General features: G+C 50.3%; 18 protein-coding genes, 1 tRNA gene and 2 rRNA genes. 5 read left to right on the plus strand and 16 right to left on the minus strand.

Annotated features, from left to right (window positions below):
* Nucleotides 1-138: 138 nt before the first annotated feature.
* Nucleotides 139-711 carry an OmpA family protein gene (locus tag EHSB41UT_RS20585; protein WP_087112750.1) on the plus strand — a complete coding sequence of 191 codons (573 nt, stop codon included), beginning with the start codon at nt 139-141 and terminating at the stop codon, nt 709-711.
* Nucleotides 712-808: 97 nt separating this feature from the next.
* Here the strand turns inward: EHSB41UT_RS20585 and EHSB41UT_RS20590 are convergent, their stop codons facing one another.
* The 7 genes from EHSB41UT_RS20590 to EHSB41UT_RS20620 form a co-directional block, all read right to left on the minus strand.
* On the minus strand, nt 809-2,362 hold the full coding sequence (locus EHSB41UT_RS20590; RefSeq protein WP_087112751.1) for a SpoVR family protein: 1,554 nt from the start codon (nt 2,360-2,362) through the stop codon (nt 809-811).
* Complete coding sequence (locus EHSB41UT_RS20595) at nt 2,362-3,639, minus strand: YeaH/YhbH family protein (RefSeq protein ID WP_087112752.1); 1,278 nt, start codon at nt 3,637-3,639, stop codon at nt 2,362-2,364. Before EHSB41UT_RS20595 ends, EHSB41UT_RS20590 begins: the two co-directional genes overlap by 1 nt.
* Before the next feature lie 174 nt (nt 3,640-3,813).
* Entirely contained in the window at nt 3,814-5,736 is a 1,923-nt protein-coding gene (locus EHSB41UT_RS20600; RefSeq protein WP_087112753.1) for a PrkA family serine protein kinase, read from the minus strand.
* A gap of 128 nt (nt 5,737-5,864) precedes the next feature.
* Nucleotides 5,865-6,926, minus strand: a complete 1,062-nt coding sequence (locus tag EHSB41UT_RS20605) for a dihydrolipoamide acetyltransferase family protein (protein ID WP_087112754.1) — start codon at nt 6,924-6,926, stop codon at nt 5,865-5,867.
* A 129-nt stretch (nt 6,927-7,055) separates the two neighbouring features.
* Entirely contained in the window at nt 7,056-8,045 is a 990-nt protein-coding gene (locus EHSB41UT_RS20610) for an alpha-ketoacid dehydrogenase subunit beta (RefSeq protein WP_087112755.1), read from the minus strand.
* Nucleotides 8,038-9,138 (minus strand): pyruvate dehydrogenase (acetyl-transferring) E1 component subunit alpha, encoded by a 1,101-nt coding sequence (gene pdhA / locus EHSB41UT_RS20615; protein WP_087112756.1) that lies wholly within the window; start codon nt 9,136-9,138, stop codon nt 8,038-8,040. The genes EHSB41UT_RS20610 and pdhA overlap by 8 nt, the downstream gene beginning before the upstream one ends.
* Nucleotides 9,139-9,150: 12 nt before the next feature.
* Nucleotides 9,151-10,200: a Leu/Phe/Val dehydrogenase gene (locus EHSB41UT_RS20620; RefSeq protein WP_087112757.1), complete on the minus strand. Its 1,050-nt coding sequence runs from the start codon at nt 10,198-10,200 to the stop codon at nt 9,151-9,153.
* Between the two features lie 317 nt (nt 10,201-10,517).
* Between EHSB41UT_RS20620 and EHSB41UT_RS20625 the strand changes: the two genes are divergently transcribed.
* A complete protein-coding gene (locus EHSB41UT_RS20625; RefSeq protein WP_087112758.1) occupies nt 10,518-10,859 on the plus strand; it encodes a PilZ domain-containing protein in 342 nt (113 codons plus the stop codon).
* 64 nt (nt 10,860-10,923) lie between these two features.
* Here EHSB41UT_RS20625 and lrp read toward each other — a convergent pair whose 3' ends face one another.
* Complete coding sequence (lrp, locus tag EHSB41UT_RS20630; protein WP_087112759.1) at nt 10,924-11,412, minus strand: leucine-responsive transcriptional regulator Lrp; 489 nt, start codon at nt 11,410-11,412, stop codon at nt 10,924-10,926.
* A 126-nt stretch (nt 11,413-11,538) separates the two neighbouring features.
* Here lrp and alr point away from each other — a divergent pair, with 126 nt between their 5' ends.
* Nucleotides 11,539-12,621 (plus strand): alanine racemase, encoded by a 1,083-nt coding sequence (gene alr, locus EHSB41UT_RS20635; RefSeq protein WP_087112781.1) that lies wholly within the window; start codon nt 11,539-11,541, stop codon nt 12,619-12,621.
* Nucleotides 12,622-12,681: 60 nt separating this feature from the next.
* Nucleotides 12,682-13,506 (plus strand): SDR family oxidoreductase, encoded by an 825-nt coding sequence (locus EHSB41UT_RS20640; protein ID WP_087112760.1) that lies wholly within the window; start codon nt 12,682-12,684, stop codon nt 13,504-13,506.
* Between the two features lie 13 nt (nt 13,507-13,519).
* Here EHSB41UT_RS20640 and EHSB41UT_RS20645 read toward each other — a convergent pair whose 3' ends face one another.
* From EHSB41UT_RS20645 to EHSB41UT_RS20660, 4 genes are all read right to left on the minus strand, one after another.
* Nucleotides 13,520-14,359, minus strand: a complete 840-nt coding sequence (locus EHSB41UT_RS20645; protein WP_087112761.1) for an ABC transporter permease subunit — start codon at nt 14,357-14,359, stop codon at nt 13,520-13,522.
* Nucleotides 14,356-15,282 (minus strand): ABC transporter permease subunit, encoded by a 927-nt coding sequence (locus EHSB41UT_RS20650; protein ID WP_087112762.1) that lies wholly within the window; start codon nt 15,280-15,282, stop codon nt 14,356-14,358. The genes EHSB41UT_RS20645 and EHSB41UT_RS20650 overlap by 4 nt, the downstream gene beginning before the upstream one ends.
* Nucleotides 15,279-16,418, minus strand: coding sequence for an ABC transporter ATP-binding protein (locus EHSB41UT_RS20655; RefSeq protein WP_087112763.1), 1,140 nt, complete (start codon nt 16,416-16,418; stop codon nt 15,279-15,281). Before EHSB41UT_RS20655 ends, EHSB41UT_RS20650 begins: the two co-directional genes overlap by 4 nt.
* 193 nt (nt 16,419-16,611) lie before the next feature.
* The gene (locus tag EHSB41UT_RS20660; RefSeq protein ID WP_087112764.1) at nt 16,612-17,703 is read right to left on the minus strand and encodes a polyamine ABC transporter substrate-binding protein; all 1,092 of its coding nucleotides are present in this window, start codon (nt 17,701-17,703) and stop codon (nt 16,612-16,614) included.
* A 524-nt stretch (nt 17,704-18,227) separates the two neighbouring features.
* Here EHSB41UT_RS20660 and pfkA point away from each other — a divergent pair.
* A complete protein-coding gene (gene pfkA, locus EHSB41UT_RS20665; protein WP_087112765.1) occupies nt 18,228-19,211 on the plus strand; it encodes a 6-phosphofructokinase in 984 nt (327 codons plus the stop codon).
* Between the two features lie 92 nt (nt 19,212-19,303).
* Here the strand turns inward: pfkA and EHSB41UT_RS20670 are convergent, their stop codons facing one another.
* The 4 genes from EHSB41UT_RS20670 to EHSB41UT_RS20685 all read right to left on the minus strand — a co-directional run.
* Nucleotides 19,304-19,576, minus strand: coding sequence for a DUF2956 domain-containing protein (locus EHSB41UT_RS20670; protein ID WP_242667376.1), 273 nt, complete (start codon nt 19,574-19,576; stop codon nt 19,304-19,306).
* Between the two features lie 191 nt (nt 19,577-19,767).
* Nucleotides 19,768-19,844: transfer RNA gene (locus EHSB41UT_RS20675), tRNA-Pro, on the minus strand.
* 54 nt (nt 19,845-19,898) lie between these two features.
* Nucleotides 19,899-20,014 (minus strand): 5S ribosomal RNA (gene rrf, locus EHSB41UT_RS20680).
* 126 nt (nt 20,015-20,140) lie between these two features.
* A 23S ribosomal RNA gene (locus EHSB41UT_RS20685) occupies nt 20,141-20,249 on the minus strand; the annotation flags it as partial.

The following is a 20,249-nucleotide window of genomic DNA, read 5'->3' on the forward strand; positions in this document are numbered from 1 at the left end:
CAAAAAGCTGTCATCTCCTTTTCAAGCCCAAACAACCCGATTTATCGACAACCTTCACTCCTATACTGATTCGGTATCCCTGCGTTTTTGCCATGGTGCATTACCAGGATAACCAAAACTCATGGATGGAGTTGTACCATGATGAAGCAATTACCCCGGGTATCCGCTGTGGTACTCATTCTTACGTTATTAGCCGGCTGTGCCTCTTCTGGTTTCAGCACAAGTTCTTCCCACTCAAAAGCAGATGATTGGACACTCTGTGCAGCTAAAGGTGGTTTTGCACTCGGTATTCCCGCCGCGGTGTTTGATCTTGCTACCGGAGGTGTCGCCTTTATTGCTGGTGCACTTTTTGGTGGCGTGGCCTGTGCTGCCGCAGATAACGGTATGGCGGTTGTAAACTTCCCGCTGGATTCTGCTGCCCTTTCTAAACAACAGAAAGAGTTTCTGAATACAGTGGCTTCTGAGCTTAAGCCTGGTATGACAGTTGAGGTTACCGGCCATACCTGTGATCTTGGTTCTCAGGGTTATAATCAGTCTCTCTCCCTAAAAAGAGCCGCCGCTGTTAAGGCTTACCTGATGAAGAAAGGTGTTAAAAAGCATCAGATCAAAACCTTCGCTAAAGGTGAGACCATGCCAGCAGTGGACAACACCACTGAAGAAAACAGAAGCAAGAATCGTCGTGCGGAGATTCGTATCGTTGACAAAAAATAATACTGATTAAATGAAAAATGCCCGGAAGTTATTCCGGGCATTTTTATTCCTGCATTCAAAACTCTTTTTTATGGCAACGACTTTCCGTTTCGATGATTCAGGCTAATTCAATCATCGCATCTTTCTTTCCCTTCTCACTATGCTTGGGACAGGAAAGCGTACGCCTGACGTTTTCACCGTCCACACTCTCCAGACGAACATCAAACTTCCACAACCGGTGAATGTGTTTCACGATATCTTCCGCACTTTCATCCAGAGGTCGCCCTTCATGCATAAAGTGCCGCAGCGTTAGAGAGCGATCGCCTTTGGTATGCACGTTATACACCTGAATATTTGGCTCCCGATTACCCAGATTGTATTGAGCCGCTAAAGCCTCCCGCACACTCCGGTAGCCGGCATCATCGTGGATGGCATCCACTTCGAGATAGGCATTCTTTTCATTGTCAGTAATACAGAACAGGCGCATATCCCGCATAACCTTCGGAGAGAGATACTGCAGGATAAAACTCTCATCCTTGAAGTTCTGCATGGCATGATGCACGGCATCCAGCCAATTGGTTCCAGCGAGATCCGGGAACCAGCGACGATCTTCATCATCCGGCTCTTCACAAATACGCTTGATATCCATAAACATCTTGAAGCCGAGCGTATAAGGATTGATACCCGAGAAGCGACGATCATCATAATCCGGCTGATAGATAACGCTGGTGTGCGAGTGAAGGAACTCCAGCATATAGCCCTCACCAATAATGCCTTCGTCATACAGCTTGTGCATAAGCGTGTAATGCCAGAAGGTCGCCCAGCCTTCATTCATCACCTGCGTTTGACGCTGCGGATAGAAGTATTGAGCAACCTTTCTTACGATGCGTACCAGCTCTCGCTGCCAGGTTTCCAGCAACGGGGCATTCTTCTCGATAAAATAGAGAATGTTCTCTTCCGGGTCCTTCGGGAAGCGCTCGGTGGTTTTCTGAACTTCCTTTTCCTGCTGAGGAATCGTACTCCAGATGTCGTTCAGCGTGCGCTGAATATACTCGGCCCGTTCCTGTTGGCGCTTCTCTTCCTCACCGGCAGAAAGCGGCCGTGGACGTTTATAACGATTCACTCCCTGATTCATCAGGGCATGGCAGGCATCCAGAATCTCCTCGACTTCATCCACACCATACTTCTCTTCACATTGGGCGATGTAGTTTTTGGCGAACATCAGGTAATCGATAATGGATTCCGCATCTGTCCAGGTTCGGAACAGATAATTACCTTTGAAGAAAGAGTTATGCCCATAGCTGGCATGAGCCATCACCAGAATCTGCATAGCCATGGTGTTTTCTTCCATCAGATAGGCAATGCAAGGGTCGGAGTTAATTACGATTTCGTAGGCCAGGCCCATCTGCCCGCTCTGGTATCGCTGCTGGTTACTGAGGAAGTGCTTACCAAACGACCAGTGGCTGTACATCAATGGCATACCGACTGATGCATACGCATCCAGCATTTGTTCGGCACTGATGACTTCAATCTGATTGGGATAAGTATCCAGACGATACTCGTCGGCTATACGAGCCAGCTCAGCGTCATACTGCTGAATAAGATCAAAGTTCCAGTCCGCGCCAGTACTGAGAGGCTCACGCTTTTTAGTATTATTCTGCTGCTCGGACATTAAGCTTCCTTCTTCTCAAACAGTTTACGGAACACCGGATAGATATCCGCAGCCGACTTTATTTGTTCCATAGCGAACGAATCCGGGAAGTTGCCCTGAATCGTTTCGTACTCTCGCCAAAGGTTTTGGTGCTGCCGATCGGTAATCTCGACATAGGAGAAGTACTGCACCAGAGGCATCAATCCATTGACCAGTATCTTGCTGCACACCGAGGAGTCCCCTTCCCAGTTGTCACCATCAGAGGCCTGGGCAACATAGATATTCCAGTCATTCGGGGAGTAGCGTTTGGTGATGATGTCTTTGGTCATATCTAGCGCGCTAGACACAATCGTTCCACCGGTCTCCCGGGAGTAGAAGAAGTCATCCTCATCCACTTCTTTGGCAGCCGTATGGTGACGAATAAAGACAACTTCGATCTGTTTATAACTGCGCTGCAGGAAAAGGTAGAGCAGGATAAAGAACCGTTTGGCCATATCCTTGATTTCCTGAGTCATGGAGCCTGAAACATCCATCACACAGAACATCACGGCCTTATTGGAAGGTCGAGGCACCTTCACAAAATTGTTGTAGCGCAGATCAATATCATCAATAAACGGCAGTTTCTTGAGCTTGCCGTTCAGTTCCTTAAGCTGTTCTCGGAGATAGGTCGCCCGCTCCTCATCCATGGCACCCGGCTGGACTTCCATTTCACGCAGTTCCCGCTTGAGCTTGCGAATATCCCGTCGTGTACCGCCCGAAAGAGCAATCCGACGGGCATGGGCACTGCGCAGGGAACGAACAATATTCAATCTGTCTGGCGGGCCATCAGTGGTAAAGCCTGCCTGATGGGTTTTGAATTCAACCATGTCATGGAGCTGCTTCTCCCGCATATTCGGGAGCTCCAGACCATCAAACATAAACTCGAGAAATTCATCGTGGTTGATCTGGAAGGTGAACTCATCCATCCCCTCCCCCTGATCACTGGCCTGCCCCTGACCGCCACCGCCCTGACCACCACCAGACGGTGGACGTTTAATACGGTCTCCGGCGATAAACTCTTTATTCCCAGGCATCACCTGCTGATGCTTGCCACCAGCACCATGATGAAAAATCGGTTCGGAAAGATCACGCTTGGGGATAGTAATACTGCTGCCACTCTCAACATCAGTAATACTTCGCTTGTTAACCGCTTCAGACACCGCCTTCTTAATATGTTTGCGATAACGGTTCATAAAGCGCTGGCGGTTTACAGTGCTTTTATTTTTGCCGTTGAGCCTTCTGTCGATGATCATGCTCATAGCGCACTCCCTGTGCTTCGGCGTTTCGATGTGAGACTTTCGGGGCGAGGCCGGCGCCATCCTTGGCACCGCGCTCACATCCCTGGTGATCACCTCGCCCCGTCCGTCTAACAGCTACTGCATCTTTAAGTATGGCTGGTTATTAACTCCTTAGAGTTATTTCAACCTGCGTGCTTATTGCGATTTACGCACCCGGATATACCACTCGGATAACAGGCGAACCTGCTTCTCGGTATAACCCCGTTCCATCATCCGCTTCACAAACTCGGTATGCTTGCGCTGCTCTTCCTGACTGCCTTTAGCGTTAAAGCTGATCACCGGTAGGAGATCTTCGGTATTGGAGAACATCTTCTTCTCAATCACCGTACGCATCTTCTCGTAGCTCAACCAGCTTGGGTTTCTGCCATCGTTGGAAGCACGGGCCCGCAGCACAAAGTTCACCACTTCATTCCGGAAATCTTTCGGATTGGCGATACTGGCAGCCTTCTCAACTTTCTCCAGCTCATCATTGATGGCGCCACGGTCAAGAATGTCGCCAGTCTCAGGGTCACGATATTCCTGATCCTGAATCCAGAAGTCAGCGTAGGTGATATAGCGGTCAAAGATGTTCTGACCGTACTCGGAGTAGGACTCAAGATAAGCGGTCTGAATTTCTTTACCGAGGAATTCAATATACTTCGGCGCCAGGAACTCTTTCACATAGCGCAGATAACGCTCCTGAACCTCCTGAGGGAATTGTTGCTGCTCAATCTCTCTTTCCAGCACATAGAGCAAGTGCACCGGGTTGGCTGCCACTTCGGACGGATCGAAGTTGAACACCTTGGAGAGAATCTTGAAGGCGAAACGGGTGGAAAGACCATCCATGCCTTCGTCCACACCGGCAGCGTCTTTGTATTCCTGCAGCGGCTTCGCCTGCGGGTCCGTATCTTTCAGGCTCTCACCGTCGTACACCCGCATCTTGGAAAAGACGTTGGAGTTTTCTGGCTCCTTGATCCTTGAAAGCGTGGTGAACTGCGCCAGCATCTTGAGGGTATCTGGTGCACACGGTGCAGCATTGAGAGAGCTGTTTTCCAGCAACTTCTCGTAAATCTTTATCTCTTCCTTCACCCGGGTGCAGTACGGCACCTTGACGATATTGACCCGGTCGATAAAGGCTTCATTGGTCTTATTGTTGCGGAAACTCTGCCATTCCGATTCATTGGAGTGAGCCAGAATAACCCCGTCGTAAGGTATGGCACTCATACCTTCGGTACTGTTGTAGTTACCTTCCTGAGTGGCTGTAAGCAGTGGATGTAGCACCTTGATGGGCGCTTTAAACATCTCGACAAATTCCATCATGCCCTGATTGGCACGGCAGAGCGCACCCGAGAAGCTGTAAGCATCAGGGTCGTTCTGGGAATACTCTTCCAGCTGACGAATATCCACTTTGCCCACAAGGCTGGATATATCCTGATTGTTCTCATCACCCGGTTCGGTCTTAGCAACAGCCACCTGATCAAGAATGCTCGGGCAGAGCTTCACTACCTTGAACTTGGTGATATCACCGCCGTACTCATGCAGACGCTTTACCGCCCATGGGGACATCACACCACGCAGGTAGCGGGATGGAATACCGTATTCTTCTTCGAGAATGCCGGCATCTTCTCCGGGGTTAAATAATCCGAGTGGCGATTCAAAAACCGGCGAACCTTTAATGGCGTAGAAAGGAACCTTTTCCATCAGGCTTTTCAGTTTCTCTGCCAGAGATGACTTACCGCCACCAACTGGACCCAACAGGTAGAGAATCTGTTTCTTTTCTTCCAGTCCTTGGGCAGCATGCTTGAAGTAGGAAACAATCTGTTGAATGGCATCTTCCATACCATAGAAATCTTCAAAACCCCGATAGCGTTTGATCAGCTTGTTGGAGAAGATACGAGAAAGCCGGGGATCACGAGAAGTATCGATGATCTCCGGCTCACCAATGGCCATCAGCATACGCTCAGCGGCATTGGCATAGGTTGTGGGATCGTCCTTGCATCGCTGGAGGTACTCCTGAAGAGATAACTCCTCCTGCTCTTTCTCTTTGTAACGCTGCTGGTAGTTATTGAAAATATCCATATCTTCTTACCTATCCCCGCTTATTGCTCTCTACAAGCATGTTTTAAAACTGCTTTGGGAGCGACAGCACAGCTGCCCCGCGTTACGGTCTCTTATTTTTGTAAAACGAATCCCCTGTTGCTGCAACCCTAACTTTGAAAATGAGACGTCATATTTTTCAATTCAAGGTGCTGAACGACAGTTTTAAGAAACCTTGCTGCTTCACCACCGGTTGCTGCTCGGTGATCAAACGACAATGACAAACTTATGACCTTATGAACCGCTGGCTGTCCGTTCCAGGCGACCACTTGATCATCAACCGAACCCACTCCCAGGATCGCAACCGATGGCGGAACAACAACAGGTGTCGCATAACGCCCACACCCCAGCGCACCAAAATTGCTCACCGATATTGTTCCACCCTGAAAGGCTTCCGGCCCCAGTTTTCTCTGGTGTACACCCGCTTTTAGCCCGTTGATCTGCTCACGAATCTCATCAGCGCCCAGATTTTGGGCATCACGCATAATTGGTACAAACAGACCGTGGTCGGAGTCCACGGCCAGGCCAAGGTGGACGCTACCTTTCACTTCAATCTGTTCAGACTGCTCATCAAACCATGCATTGAGTACTGGTACTTCCTGAGCCGCTGCAACCAAAGCCTGAATCACCCTTACAGTTAGATCCTGTTTATCCGTCCACTGATGAATATCAGCATCAGCAAACAGGGTAACGGCAGCCACTTCATGGTTGGCGCGAGCCATACTGTGGAGCATTTCCCGGCGAACACCGCGTACCGGCTCACCACTTTCCAGTTCATAGGACTGTAAAGCCCTGCCACCGGTTATCCGGCGTTTAACAGCAATATCGCGCGCTTTATCGGTTGATGGTGCAGCACCAATAAAGAACTGTTCATCATCATTAGCTGTGGTTTTGCCCGCATCCTGAATCGAACCCACAACCGTGCCGGTGTCATCATCTTCGCCTTCAAACTCCACCAGCGATTCACCGGTGTGGATAAGATCGCCTGGTTGCCCAAACTGACGAATCACAACACCTTCACAAGGTGATGGCACATCGACGACCGCTTTCGCAGTCTCCATGGAAACAATGATCTGGTCCTCTTGAACCGTCTCACCTTCACGAACATGCCACTGAACAATCTCTGCCTCAGGAATGCCCTCACCGAGGTCTGGTAACTTAAAATATTTCACGGAATCCCCCCGCGGGCTCCATGAAAAGACAAGCGCCCTTTCTGAAGCCGTTTTTATTCAGATTAGTAATAGATATTGGTTATGCAAAAGCGAATTGAAGTAAAACCTTCACTTTCTTCGCTCGTTGCATCAGTTCCCAAACGCCTGCAAACACGCCTGCCGAATTCTGTTTTCATCAGGCAGATAATGTTTTTCCATCCGGTAATACGGCATGGTGATGTCATAACCTGCCACCCGCTCAACCGGAGCATGCAGCTCGTGAAACAGATCAGTGCTAACGCGTGCAGCGATCTCTGCACCGACACCAAAGCTGCGCGCAGCTTCATGAACAATCACACAGCGTCCGGTCTTACGGACAGACGCAAGAATGGTGTCCATATCCAAAGGCTTAATGGTGGCTACATCGATTAACTCGACACTTATGCCCTCTTCCGCCAGCTGACGAACAACCTCCTGACACTCACGCACACAGGCTCCCCAGGTCACCAGAGTCAGATCACTGCCTTCACGCAGGGTGAAACAGGTATCCAGCGGCAAACGGAAATCGCTGTCAGGCAGCACCTGCTTTTGCACACGGTAGATACGCTTGGGTTCAAGGAAAATCACCGGATCCGGATTCTCGATAGCAGAACGCAGCAGGCCATAGGCCCGAACCGGGGAGGAAGGAATCACCACCCGCAAACCTGGTATGTGTGCGAACAATGCTTCCGTACTTTCGGAATGATGCTCCGGCGCATGAATACCGCCACCGAAAGGAGCACGCACAACCATCGGGCAGGTTAACCGGCCACGGGTACGGTTACGCATTCGAGCTGCATGGCCAATCAGTTGCTCCATACAGGCGAAGATAAAACCCATAAACTGGATTTCTGCGACAGGCTTCATGCCCTGGGTGGACATACCCACAGTCATACCGGCGATCAGGGTTTCCGCCAATGGTGTATCCATAACCCGACGCAGGCCGTACTTGTCTTTCAAGCCCTGGGTTGCACGGAACACACCGCCGTTGGTGCCAACATCTTCACCCAGCACCACCACATCCCGGTCTTCTTCCATCGCGTGGTCGAGGGCGAGATTCACCGCTTCAATAAGCGTTTTCTTTTCTGCCGCTTCACTCATGGCTCAGCCCTCCCTGCATTTCTTCATGTTGCTGGCGAAGGCCAATGGGTGTTTCGGCAAAGTGGTAATCAAACAGGTCAGAGGTTTCCGGTAAAGGTGTGGATAAATACTTTTCCACAGCTTTCTGCACTTCACTACGCACTTGCTCCTGCAAGGCGGTTTCCTGCTCAGGGCTCCACCAGCCTCTTTGATGCAGCCAGGTTTGCAGACGTTTTACCGGCTCTTCTTCCCAGGCTTTACGTACTTCGTCGTTAGGACGATAACGGGTTGCATCATCGGCTGTCGTGTGGTCGCCAAGACGATAAGTGATGGCTTCAATTACCATTGCCCCCTTGCCTTTGCGAGCACGTTCGATAGCAGAGCCAATCACTTCATGCAGTGCGACCACATCGTTACCGTCGACTTGTACACAAGGAACACCGGCACCGGCACCTTTCTGTGCCAGCGTGGGGGCACCACATTGAATTTGCCGGGGAACAGAGATCGCCCATTGGTTATTCACAACCAGGAACACAACCGGCAGCTGCCACGTACCGGCCAAATTCAGAGCCTCCAGAAAATCACCTTTCGAGGTCGCGCCATCACCACAGGTTGTGACTGCAACACGTTGTTCACCTCGAATACGGAACGCAGAGGCGATACCCACAGCATGGCCAGCCTGAGTGGCAATCGGCACGCAGTTTGGAAGATCCTGCCCATAACCTTCGCCAGCACTGCCCCGCTCATCGCCTCCCCAGTACAGATAAATATCAGAGAGTTCCACGCCGCGGAGAAGCTGGCCGGAAAGATCACGGTAATAGGGAACAAGCACATCATCCTTGTTCATTAGGGAGCCATACACGACGCCAGGCGCTTCCTGCCCAAGTCCGGAGGGATAGGTTCCCATCTGACCGGTGCGCTGCATGGCGATGGCTTTTCTGTCAGCCTCACGGGCTTTCACCATGGCTTTGTAATACCCAACCATGGTGCGCTCATCATTCACCCACTCGGGCAGGGGTTGTGTTGGTTGCCCATCGGCTCCCAGAAAACGCACATACGGAATATCGTCACGGTGAACCCTGAACAGGTCACCACCGTCCAATGAAGTAGACATGTAAACCTCCAGTCAGGCTGATAAACGCTGTTGGTAGTCGGGGCCGTACAGAATGTCTTCGGCCATCTTGTCGGCAATCAGACTTGTCGGCTCACCACTGGAGTTATGTCTTTGATACAGGTGAGACAGCGTCTGTTCTATTCCCTGAACACGCTTGTTTATCTCAGAGATCGGCTTACCGCTGTGGGACAGTGATGCATAAATCAGCCCACCAGCATTCACGAGATAATCCGGGGCATAAAGAATTCCCTGACGGCTCAATGCGAGGCCGGCCTCAGGATTTGCGAGCTGGTTATTGGCTGCACCGGTGACCGAACGGCAACGCAGCTGGTTAACCATATCGGTTTTGATCACGCCACCCATACCGCAGGGGCTGAATACATCGCATACGACCGAATAAATATCTTCCGGGCTGACAACTGTTGCACCGAAACGCTGGGTAGCCAGTTGCGTTTTCTGAGCATCAATATCAGTGACGGTCAGTCGGGCTCCGGCTTCGTGAAGCAGCTGACACAGATTCCAGCCAACATGCCCAAGCCCCTGAACAGCGATATGTGCATCTGCCAGAGAATCAGAAAGATCGGAGCAGGCTTTCAGACTGGCTTTAATGCTGTGGAAAACACCGAGTGCCGTGTAAGGCGCCGGATCACCAGACTGTGATGTGCAGGAAACATGAGGCGTTACCTTCGCCATGGTGTCCATGTCAGCAACCTGTGTGCCCACATCCATCGCGGTAATGTACTGCCCACCAAGGCTATCGACGAAACGACCAAACTCAAGGAACAGCTGTTCCCGGTTTGTCATATCTTTGGGGGCGAGAATGACAGACTTACCACCACCTTGCTCAATACCTGCCAGCGCTGCTTTGTAACTCATCCCCTGCGCCAGACGGATAGCATCCTGAATAGCCGCATCAGTATTTGAGTAAGTGAACAGCCGGCAGCCACCAAGAGCGGGGCCACGACTAAGGTCGTGTAAGGCAATCACGGCCTGAAGGCCAGTTGAGGGGTCGGATTTGAAGTGCAGCTCCCCTGTACGGGAAGTTTTCATCTCGTTAAACATGAGCGGGATCCTCCGCTTTTGTATTTTTATTATTAGATTGGTCAGCTTGGGTAAAGCCGACGGTTTCCAAAATGCATGTTCAGATATGACTTCGTCAACATTATTTCGATGCACGAAACAATTAGTAACAGTTTAGGCAGAAGATTTCGGACGGGGAAAAGTTTCACCCATCAGCGCGTTCAAACATTTGTTTGATGAATACTCTTTGAAGAGCAGGCTTTGATGAGCACTCTTTTATAAGAGAAGTGCAATATTTGTACTCAACGCCAAGGCTGGTTATTCTCGGTAGAGAAAATAAAACTAAAGGCCGGGAAAATATGACAGAGACGCTTCAGGAAAAGCGCAGGCATGTTCGTAAACGCCTGACCGTAACAGCCAATGTTTTTCAGACTCAAGATCAGCAGAGTATTGGACGAGTCTTTGATATTTCCCAGGAAGGATTCATGCTGCTCACCCCTGCACGGGTGCAGCCATCTGAAGTTTTAGATCTGACTATTGAGATCCCGGAACTGGACAGTTCACGCAATATTGAGCTGTCAGCGGAATGCATGTGGTGCCAGCCATCCAGCTTCAGTAAAGAGTTTGGCGCAGGCTTCCATATCAAAAATATCTCGGATCAAGATCAGGTTGCCCTGAACTACTTTATCCGGGACTTCTAGCTTCAAGGCAAAGTGAGCGCAGCTGTTACATTAGCGAGCACTGTAACAGCTGCGGGATCAGAACTTACTCTGCGATAGGAAGGTTCATGGTCTCCTTGACTTCTTCCATCACGATATAACTCTTGGATTCGCGAACACCCGGCATACGCAGCAGAATGTCGCCAAGCAGCTTTCGATAAGAGGCCATTTCCGAGATACGGGCTTTGATCAGATAGTCAAAGTTACCGGATACCAGGTGGCACTCCAGTACGTTTGGCAGGTTGATCACCGCCGCACGGAACTCTTCAAATATATTGCCGGACTTGGTTTCCAGGCTGATCTCAACAAACACCAGCAGGCCGGCCTCCAGAAACTCTGGATTGAGGCGGGCGCTATAGCCCTGGATTACGCCTTCACGCTCAAGACGCTTAACACGCTCCATGCAAGGAGTCGTACTCAGGCCAACCTTGTCGGCCAGATCAACGTAGGATATGCGACCCTGATCCTGAAGAATTCTCAGGATGTTACGGTCAATCCGGTCCAGCTGACGGGTTACTTCTTTCCGGTTTCTCATGGTATGAAACGATATACGAAAATAGGGACGCCCATGGGGAAGTGTGGAACCCGCATTTCCCACCGGACATTATCATGGTAAAAGTGTCTATTGTTTCATGCTTCACGGATCGGAGTCACCTCCAAGATGAGCCGCCCAATTCAGGCAACGATAAATTTTTCTTCTTTGCGCAAAAACCTGCAGCTTGTTCGTGAGCTGACGGGGAAAAAGGTTATCGGTGTCATCAAGGCGGATGCATACGGTCATGGTGCTATCCCAGTCGCACGAGTGCTAGAAGAGCAAAAGGTAGACTGTCTCGCGGTGGCCTGCATAGAAGAAGCCATCAATCTGCGTGAAGGAGGCATTCAAAGCCCTATCCTTCTGCTCGAAGGTTTTTTCTCGGAGGAAGAGCTGCCACAGATCGAGCAGTATCAGCTTTCAACCGTTATCCGCCAGACTGAACAGATCGATATTCTGAGCCGTTGGAAAGGCAAACCATTCGATGTTTGGCTGAAAATCGATACTGGCATGCACCGTATCGGCTTTTTACCCCATGAATTCAGTGAGGCCTATCGCCGCCTGAAAGAGTGTCCGAGTGTTCGGAATGTCGTGCTGATGACCCACTTCTCCAGTGCCGATGAGCCAGAAAAGCCAAAGACATTACAGCAGATCAATCTGTTCAACTCCCTCACCGAAGGGTATGCCGAGGAAACCTGCATGTGTAATTCCGCAGGCATCATGCAGTGGCCTGCAGCTCATGGCGACTGGGTTCGCCCGGGAGTAATGCTGTACGGTTCCTCTCCGTTTATCGAACCTCATCCGTTGGATAACCGACTGGAGCCGGTAATGGAACTCACCTCCCAGATTTTCTCTATCCACAACCTGCCTGCCGGAGCCCCGATTGGTTACGGTGAAACTTTCATCACTGATCGGCCGATGCGCATTGGTGTGGTTGCTACCGGTTATGCAGACGGCTATCCCCGTCATGCGCCAAGCGGTACACCTGTGCTGGTGAATGGGCAAAGAACCCGTTTGGTTGGCCGGATTTCCATGGATATGCTGTCGATTGACTTGAGCCATCTACCCAATGCCGGTATAGGCGACACAGTAACACTTTGGGGGAAAGGCCTGCCTGCGACAGAAGTCGCACATCACGCCGGAACCATCTCTTACGAGCTGCTTTGTAACCTCAAGCGCGCCAGAATCAAGTATATTGATACCGCTGAGTAACACGCTTCCGCCTGACTCATGCCAATAACCACCAGATAACAAGAACCGATAAGGTCGTTTATGCCGAAAACAGTATTAATCACCGGTTGTTCTACCGGCATAGGTCAGGCACTGGCCCTAGAGCTGCACCAGCGCGGTTACCAGGTCTGGGCTTCTGCAAGGAAGCTGGAAGCGGTCCAGAACCTCAAGAGTCAGAGTATTCAGACTCTGGCTCTGGATGTGACCGATGAAGGCAGCCGCAAGGCTGCTCTTGCTGAGATTCAACAGACTTCAGGACAACTGGATATTCTCATCAACAACGCCGGCTACGGTGCCATGGGGCCGGTGATTGAAAGTCCGGAGTCAGCCCTGCGCCAGCAGTTTGAAACCAACACTTTCGCTCCAATCAGTCTTATTCAAGACGCCTTTCCGTTATTGAAGGCCAGTCAAAGTGCCATTGTCGTCAATGTGACCAGTGTTTCCGGCATTCTGACGACCCCCTTCTCCGGTATGTACTGCGCCTCCAAAGCCGCATTCAGCACTTTGACCGAAGCCTTGCGTATGGAGCTGATGCCTTTTGGTATTGAGGTGATCGACGTACAGCCTGGAGCGATTCGTTCCAGTTTCGCCGACAATGCCAGCAAAACACTGGATATACTGCCGAAGAACTCTGTGTATCAGAAAATAGAACAAGCCATACAGGCACGAGCACGTGCCTCACAGGACAAACCATCGTCCGCAGAAGGGCTGGCGATAAAGATTGCTGAAGCTTTGGATAAAAAGGGGAAGCCAAGGCTTTTGCGCTATGGCAATGGCAGTGCTGGTTTGCCATTTCTGGCAAACTGGTTGCCGAGGAAGCTGGTCCACCGGATTCTGCAGAAGAAATTCCAGCTGGACCAGCTCTAAGAGAAGGCTTTGCTTACTGGTCGCGTCCCAGCATCCGGTAAGCATCACGCTGCGCACGGTCAGATCTGCGAGCAAACCACCAGGCAATAAACGCTGCCAGAGAAACACACAGAATAATCAATGTCGCCAGCGCGTTAACCTTTGGAGATACACCAAGGCGCACGGATGAGAACACCACCATCGGCAATGTTGTCGAACCCGGACCGGATACAAAACTGGCAATAACCAGATCATCCAGAGATAGGGTAAACGACAACAGCCATGCTGAAATCAGCGATGGCGAAATCGTTGGCAGCGTTACCACAAAGAAGGTCTTCACAGGCGAAGCACCAAGGTCCATCGCCGCTTCTTCAATAGACACATCCATTTCCCGCAAGCGGGAGCTGATAACCACTGTCGTATAGGCCGTACAGAAGGTGACGTGGGCAATCCAGATCGTCAGCATGCCACGGTCTTCCGGCCAGCCCAGCGTGCTGGCCATGGATACAAACATCAGCAGCATCGCCAGACCGATAATCACATCCGGCATAACCAGTGGTGCTGTGATCATACTGCTGAACAATGTACGACCACGGAAATGGCCAAAACGGTTCAGCAGATAAGCAGACATGGTGCCCAGAATCACAGCGGCTGTGGCTGCAGTCACACCGATATTTAAACTGGTCAGTACCGAATCAATTAACTGGTCATCCCGGAACAGCTCCACATACCATTTGGTAGAGAATCCCGCCCAGACTGTTACCAGCTTGGAAGCGTTGAACGAGTAAATCACCAGGATAAACATCGGCAGGTACAAGAAGACCAGACCGAAGAACAGCATGACATTGGAGAAGCTCAGCTTACGATTGATCATGAGCGTCCCTCCAGATCCTTCTGACGAGAGTGGTTAAAGATCATGATCGGTATCAGCAGTACCAGCAGCATCACGATTGCCAGAGCCGAAGCCACAGGCCAATCCCGGTTATTAAAGAACTCCTGCCACAGGATCTTGCCGATCATCAGAGTCTCTGGCCCACCCAACAGCTGAGGAATAACGACCTCACCCACCGCAGGAATAAATACCAGCATGGAGCCGGCAATAATTCCGCTCATGGATAGCGGCAGAGTGATCTTATAGAAACACTCGAATGGCTTGGCCCCCAGATCCTGCGCAGCCTCGATCAGAGACTTATCCATTTTCACCAGATTGGAATACAACGGCAGAACCATAAACGGCAGGTAGGCGTAAACGATACCGATATAAACGGCTACGTTCGTATTCAAAATCACCAGAGGCTCATCGATAACACCCAGCCACATCAACAGGTTGTTCAGCAGTCCGTTGTTTCTCAGGATGCCCATCCACGCGTAGATACGAATCAGAAATGACGTCCAGGATGGCAACAGCACAGCCATCAACAGAGCGGATTGCCAATTCTTGGGCGCCTTGGCCATCGCGTACGCCATCGGGTAGCCAACCAGCAGACACCAGACTGTTCCGATAAAGGCAATCTCTACCGAGCCCATATAGGCCGAGATGTAGAGAGGATCATCCGCCAACCAGAGATAGTTGCCCAGGTTGAGCACAATCGTCAGGGCTTCATCCGCATAATCGAACAGGGATGAATACGGAGGAATGGCAATCTCGGTATAGGCAAAGCTGATCTTCAGAACGATCGCAAAAGGGATCAGGAAGAAAACCAGTAACCAGATAAATGGAATACCAATAACTGCCCGACGCCCCATCCGGGCACGAAGCTCGTACCAGTCCGGGTTTAACAGTTTCTTGATATTCATGAGTTCAGTACCACGCTGCTCTCTTCACCCCAGGAAATATAAACAGTGTCGTCCCAGGTCGGATGATCAGCAGTACGTACGGTGTTAGCCATATTGGACTGAACGATGCCGCCACCCGGCAGCTGGATGTAGTAAACAGAGTGTGCGCCCAGATAGGCGATATCGAAGACCTTACCCTCTGCCCAGTTGTACTCGGCTTCCGGCTTTTCTTTGCTGATCTCGATTTTTTCAGGACGAATCGCTACCCAGCACTTACGGTCTTCAAGTGCTGTCGCAATACCATGGCCGATATAGAAAGGTACTGGCAACTTAGGACAGTTAATGATGACGTGATCTGATTCATCTTCAGTGATCTCGCCCTCAAAAATATTGACGGAACCGATAAACTCAGCCGTCATACGGCTGTTCGGGTTCTCGTAGATATCCACAGGCGTACCGGTCTGTACAATCCAGCCGGAATCCATAATCCCGATACGGTCAGCCATGGTCATGGCTTCTTCCTGGTCGTGGGTCACCATCAGACAGGTCACGCCCACCTTTTCCAGGATCTCAACCACTTCCAGCTGCATCTGTGTACGCAGCTGTTTGTCCAGAGCCCCCATAGGCTCATCCAGCAGCAGAAGCTTTGGACGCTTGGCCAGACTGCGGGCAAGGGCCACCCGCTGACGCTGGCCACCGGAAAGCTGATGAGGCTTACGACGGGCATACTGCTGCATACGAACCAGCTTAAGTAGCTCGTTAACACGCTCCTTGATCTCTTCTGCAGGCATTTTGTCCTGCTTCAGACCAAAAGCTACGTTCTGCTCTACGGTCATATGCGGGAACAGAGCATACGACTGGAACATCATATTGATAGGGCGTTCATACGGCGGCAGGTTGGTAATATCCTGACCATCAATCAGAATGCGACCTTCAGATGGCTTCTCAAAACCTGCCAGCATGCGCAGCAGGGTTGATTTACCGGATCCGGAACCACCCAGCAGTGCAAATATCTCCCCTTTGTTGATGGTCAAAGAGACATCATCAACAGCCAGCGTTTCATCGAAGTGCTTGGACACTCGATCAATTCGCAGCAGTACCTCTTTTTTCTCACGGGCACTGAACGTCTTTTTATAGAATCCGGATGGAATTGCCATCTGTCGCTGTTCTCCCACGAACCCTCAGGTGCGTGTACAAATAGAAACTTCCAGAACACCTCTTAACAGCCGTAAAAGCCGAACTCCTGCGTGAGGGTTCGGCCTTGGTTGTGTGTGTACAAATGGAGAAGGTAGTACAAAACGTCCAACCGCAGCGTGCAACTACAGTGGTTGGACATCTGTGGTCTTGCGCTTATTTGCCGGAGAGAATCCGGTTCCAGCCGCGTGTAATTACGCGATTCAGCTTGGGGTCTATCTCATCAAAAGGATACAGCTTCTGATAAGTTGCATCGTCAGGATAGATACCGGTATTACTCACAATATCCTCATCCATAAACTCTTGAGAAGCCGGATTCGGGTTTGCGTAGGAGACATAGTTACTGATATCCGCTATGACCTTTGGATCAAGCAGATAGTTAAGGAATTCGTGTGCTTCATCAGCATTTTTGGCATCAGCCGGTATGGCCAGCATGTCGAACCAGACACCCGCCCCCTCTTTTGGGATGGAGTAGTTGATTTCAAATGGTCGACCCGCTTCTTCTGCGCGGTCAGCGGCCATCAGGATGTCACCAGACCACCCCATTGCAACAGCGATTTCACCATTGGCCAGATCACTGATATAGCTGGAGGAGTTAAAGTAACGGATGTATTTGCGGATACCGGAAATAACTTCCTCAGCCTTGGCGTAATCAGCAGGGTTCTTGCTGTTCGGATCAAGTCCGAGATAGCTCAACGCGGCCGGAAAAATTTCGGTAGGTGCTTCCAGGAAAACGACGCCATAAGGGGCAAGCTTTTCCATATACTTCGGCTCAAAAAGCAGAGCCCAGCTATCTACAGGAGCATCTGTACCAAGAGCCTTCTCGACAAGCTCTTTATTATATCCAATGCCTGTCGTGCCCCACATATAAGGCAGAGCATACTGGTTGCCCTTGTCGTGACTCTGGAGCATCTCCAGCAGCTTTGGATCAAGGTGTTTCCAGTTCGTAAGCTTACTTTTATCCAGCTGCATAAAGACGCCAGCCTTCACCTGTCTGGATAAAAACTCACTGGTAGGAGCGACTATGTCGTAACCTGAATTGCCAGACAACAAACGGGCTTCTAGAACCTCGTTACTGTCGAATACATCGTATGTGACTTTGATGTCTGTGCGCTGTTCAAAATTACTCAGGGTATCTTCGGCGATGTAGTCGCTCCAGTTCAGAACATTCAGGTCCTGACCGACTACACCGCCGCTGACACTTAAGGCTGCTAGTGCAACTAACACATAGCTTTTCAAAAACTTCATCAGCTATATCTCTGTAGAAAATTGAATTGAAAAATCCGGAATTAAGCCGGCAAAAGATGCAAATAAGGAAGACTTCCCGAGAACCGGAAAATCGGAGCCATTTTCGTCACAGTGGGACAAAGGTCAATGCTTTTTTAGTAATTTACTGGGATGCTAATACGTATACCCGATAGGGGGTAAGTTGATTGATGTTCTGTGAGAGAAGTAAAGCAATCTCATACCATTTACCATGATATGAGATGCTTGGAATCGGAATTAGACTTGTCTTGAAGAGATAGACCCATCCTTGGGTTGCACGGCCCTGTGCGGTGACATCCTCTGTCAGCTTAAATATTACGTAACAATACCTATCGCAAACAGTCGTACTTGCCTGTTTATTCTGTGAGAAATTTCTCACGACCCATTCTTAATTGGGTCACACAACAAATGTAGGCTCATACTTGATATGAGCAGTGGAATGATGCTCCACATAAAAATGCTATCCCCACAACTCTCTTCTGAGAGTCAATGATTTGGATAAAGACATGGGAAAAAGCCTGAAACACATCGGCGTTCTGACTTCTGGTGGTGACGCTCCGGGAATGAATGCAGCCATCCGTTCTGTGGTTCGTACCTGTACTCATCATGGCATCGAAGTCACCGGTTTTTATGAAGGATACCAGGGCGTTATCGATGACAACGCAGAAACCCTGGACGCCCGCGCTGTAGCCCACATCATTAACCGTGGGGGCACCATGCTTCGCTCAGCCCGCTGTGCAGAGTTCCGCACCCGGGAAGGCCGCCAGAAGGCATACGACAACCTTAAGAAGCGTGGCATTGAAGGTCTGGTCGTTATCGGTGGTGACGGTTCCTTCACTGGTGCCAGCCTGCTTTCCGATGAGTTCGATATTCCTGTCATTGGTATCCCAGGCACTATCGACAACGATATCTACGGTACCGACTTCACCATTGGCTTCGACACCGCACTGAACACCGTCGTGGATGCTGTCGACCGTATTCGAGACACTGCCACCTCCCACAACCGTCTGTTCTTCATCGAAGTTATGGGACGCGACTCAGGCTTCATCGCCCTGAACGCCGGTATCGCTGTTGGTGCAACCAACATTCTGATTCCTGAAGAAAGCACTGAGCTGGATGAAGTGATCACAAAGCTCAAGACCGGCCGTGAAAACGGCAAAACCTCCAGCATTGTACTGGTCGCTGAAGGTGAAAAAATGGGCGACGCCCTCTTCATGGCTGAAGAAACCAAGAAGCACCTGCCAGACTACGATATTCGTGTGTCTGTTCTGGGCCACATGCAGCGTGGCGGTAATCCAACCTGTGCAGACCGTGTTCTGGCAACCCGTTTGGGCGTAGCCGCCGTTGAGCAGCTGATGGCTGGTCATAGCAGCGTAATGTGTGGTGTGCGCAACGGTTCTGTTTGCACCGTATCGATTCACGATGCTATCAGTCGCAAGCCGGGCATCGATCGTAACCTGATGCACATTGCTGAGATCGTATCTCTGTAAACCTGCATTGGGATACAAAGCATAAATAAATAAATAGGGCGATCGCAAGATCGCCCTATTTATTTATGTCAGTCTGTCTTTTTCAAAAGCTGTCAGGCCATCAGTTGATAAGCAACAAATCCACACCAGCTGATCACCAACAATCCCCAAGGCAGCCAGTGTTGTTTATAAACGATCTGAGTTTCGGTTTCTGTGATGATTTCAGTTTCAGCCTCACCGGAACTTTTCTTTTTCTTCTGCTTATCCAGATCCCGTAATTTAGCTTTATGTTGCTTCTTGTATTGCTCAATACCCTTCTGGATACCCTGAGCAATCAAACGAGTCTGTTCTTTCGTCTGTCCAGGCTTCTGAGTCGCTTTTGCCACTTGAAGCGCTTCCTGCTGGGATTTATTTGAAGATTGATTCTGAGGCCGCTTCTGACGTCCTGACATGCCATGATCTCCAAGACTGCAGACATGAAATAAGAAGAGCAAAGAGTAACAGGTTTAAATTATTTTTTTGATGCAAAGAAAAAGGGCCAATCTTTCGATTGGCCCTTTCGGATCTCTATAAGAGATGGTCGGGGTAGAGAGATTCGAACTCCCGACATCCTGCTCCCAAAGCAGGCGCGCTACCAGACTGCGCTATACCCCGTAATAAACCCCAGCCGACTTATTCAGTCGATAGCCGACTGGGGTTTTAAAAAGTGCCTGGCGATGACCTACTCTCACATGGGGAGGCCCCACACTACCATCGGCGATGCTTCGTTTCACTGCTGAGTTCGGGATGGAGTCAGGTGGTTCCAAAGCTCTTTGGTCGCCAGGCGAAAACGATGTGTGCTGTCTTGTGGACAACACACTATAGAATCTGTCGTTGTTGCTTTGCACTTTGTGCGTGGTAAATCTTTCGCGTTATCTGATCTTTCTTTTTAAAGATCGCTTTGGCGTTATATGGTCAAGCCGCACGAGTCATTAGTACTGGTTAGCTCAACGCCTCACAACGCTTACACACCCAGCCTATCAACGTCCTGGTCTTGAACGGCTCTTCAGGGGATCAAGT

The sequence above is a fragment of the Parendozoicomonas haliclonae genome (genome assembly GCF_900174585.1).
Classification (GTDB): Bacteria; Pseudomonadota; Gammaproteobacteria; order Pseudomonadales; family Endozoicomonadaceae; genus Sansalvadorimonas; species Sansalvadorimonas haliclonae.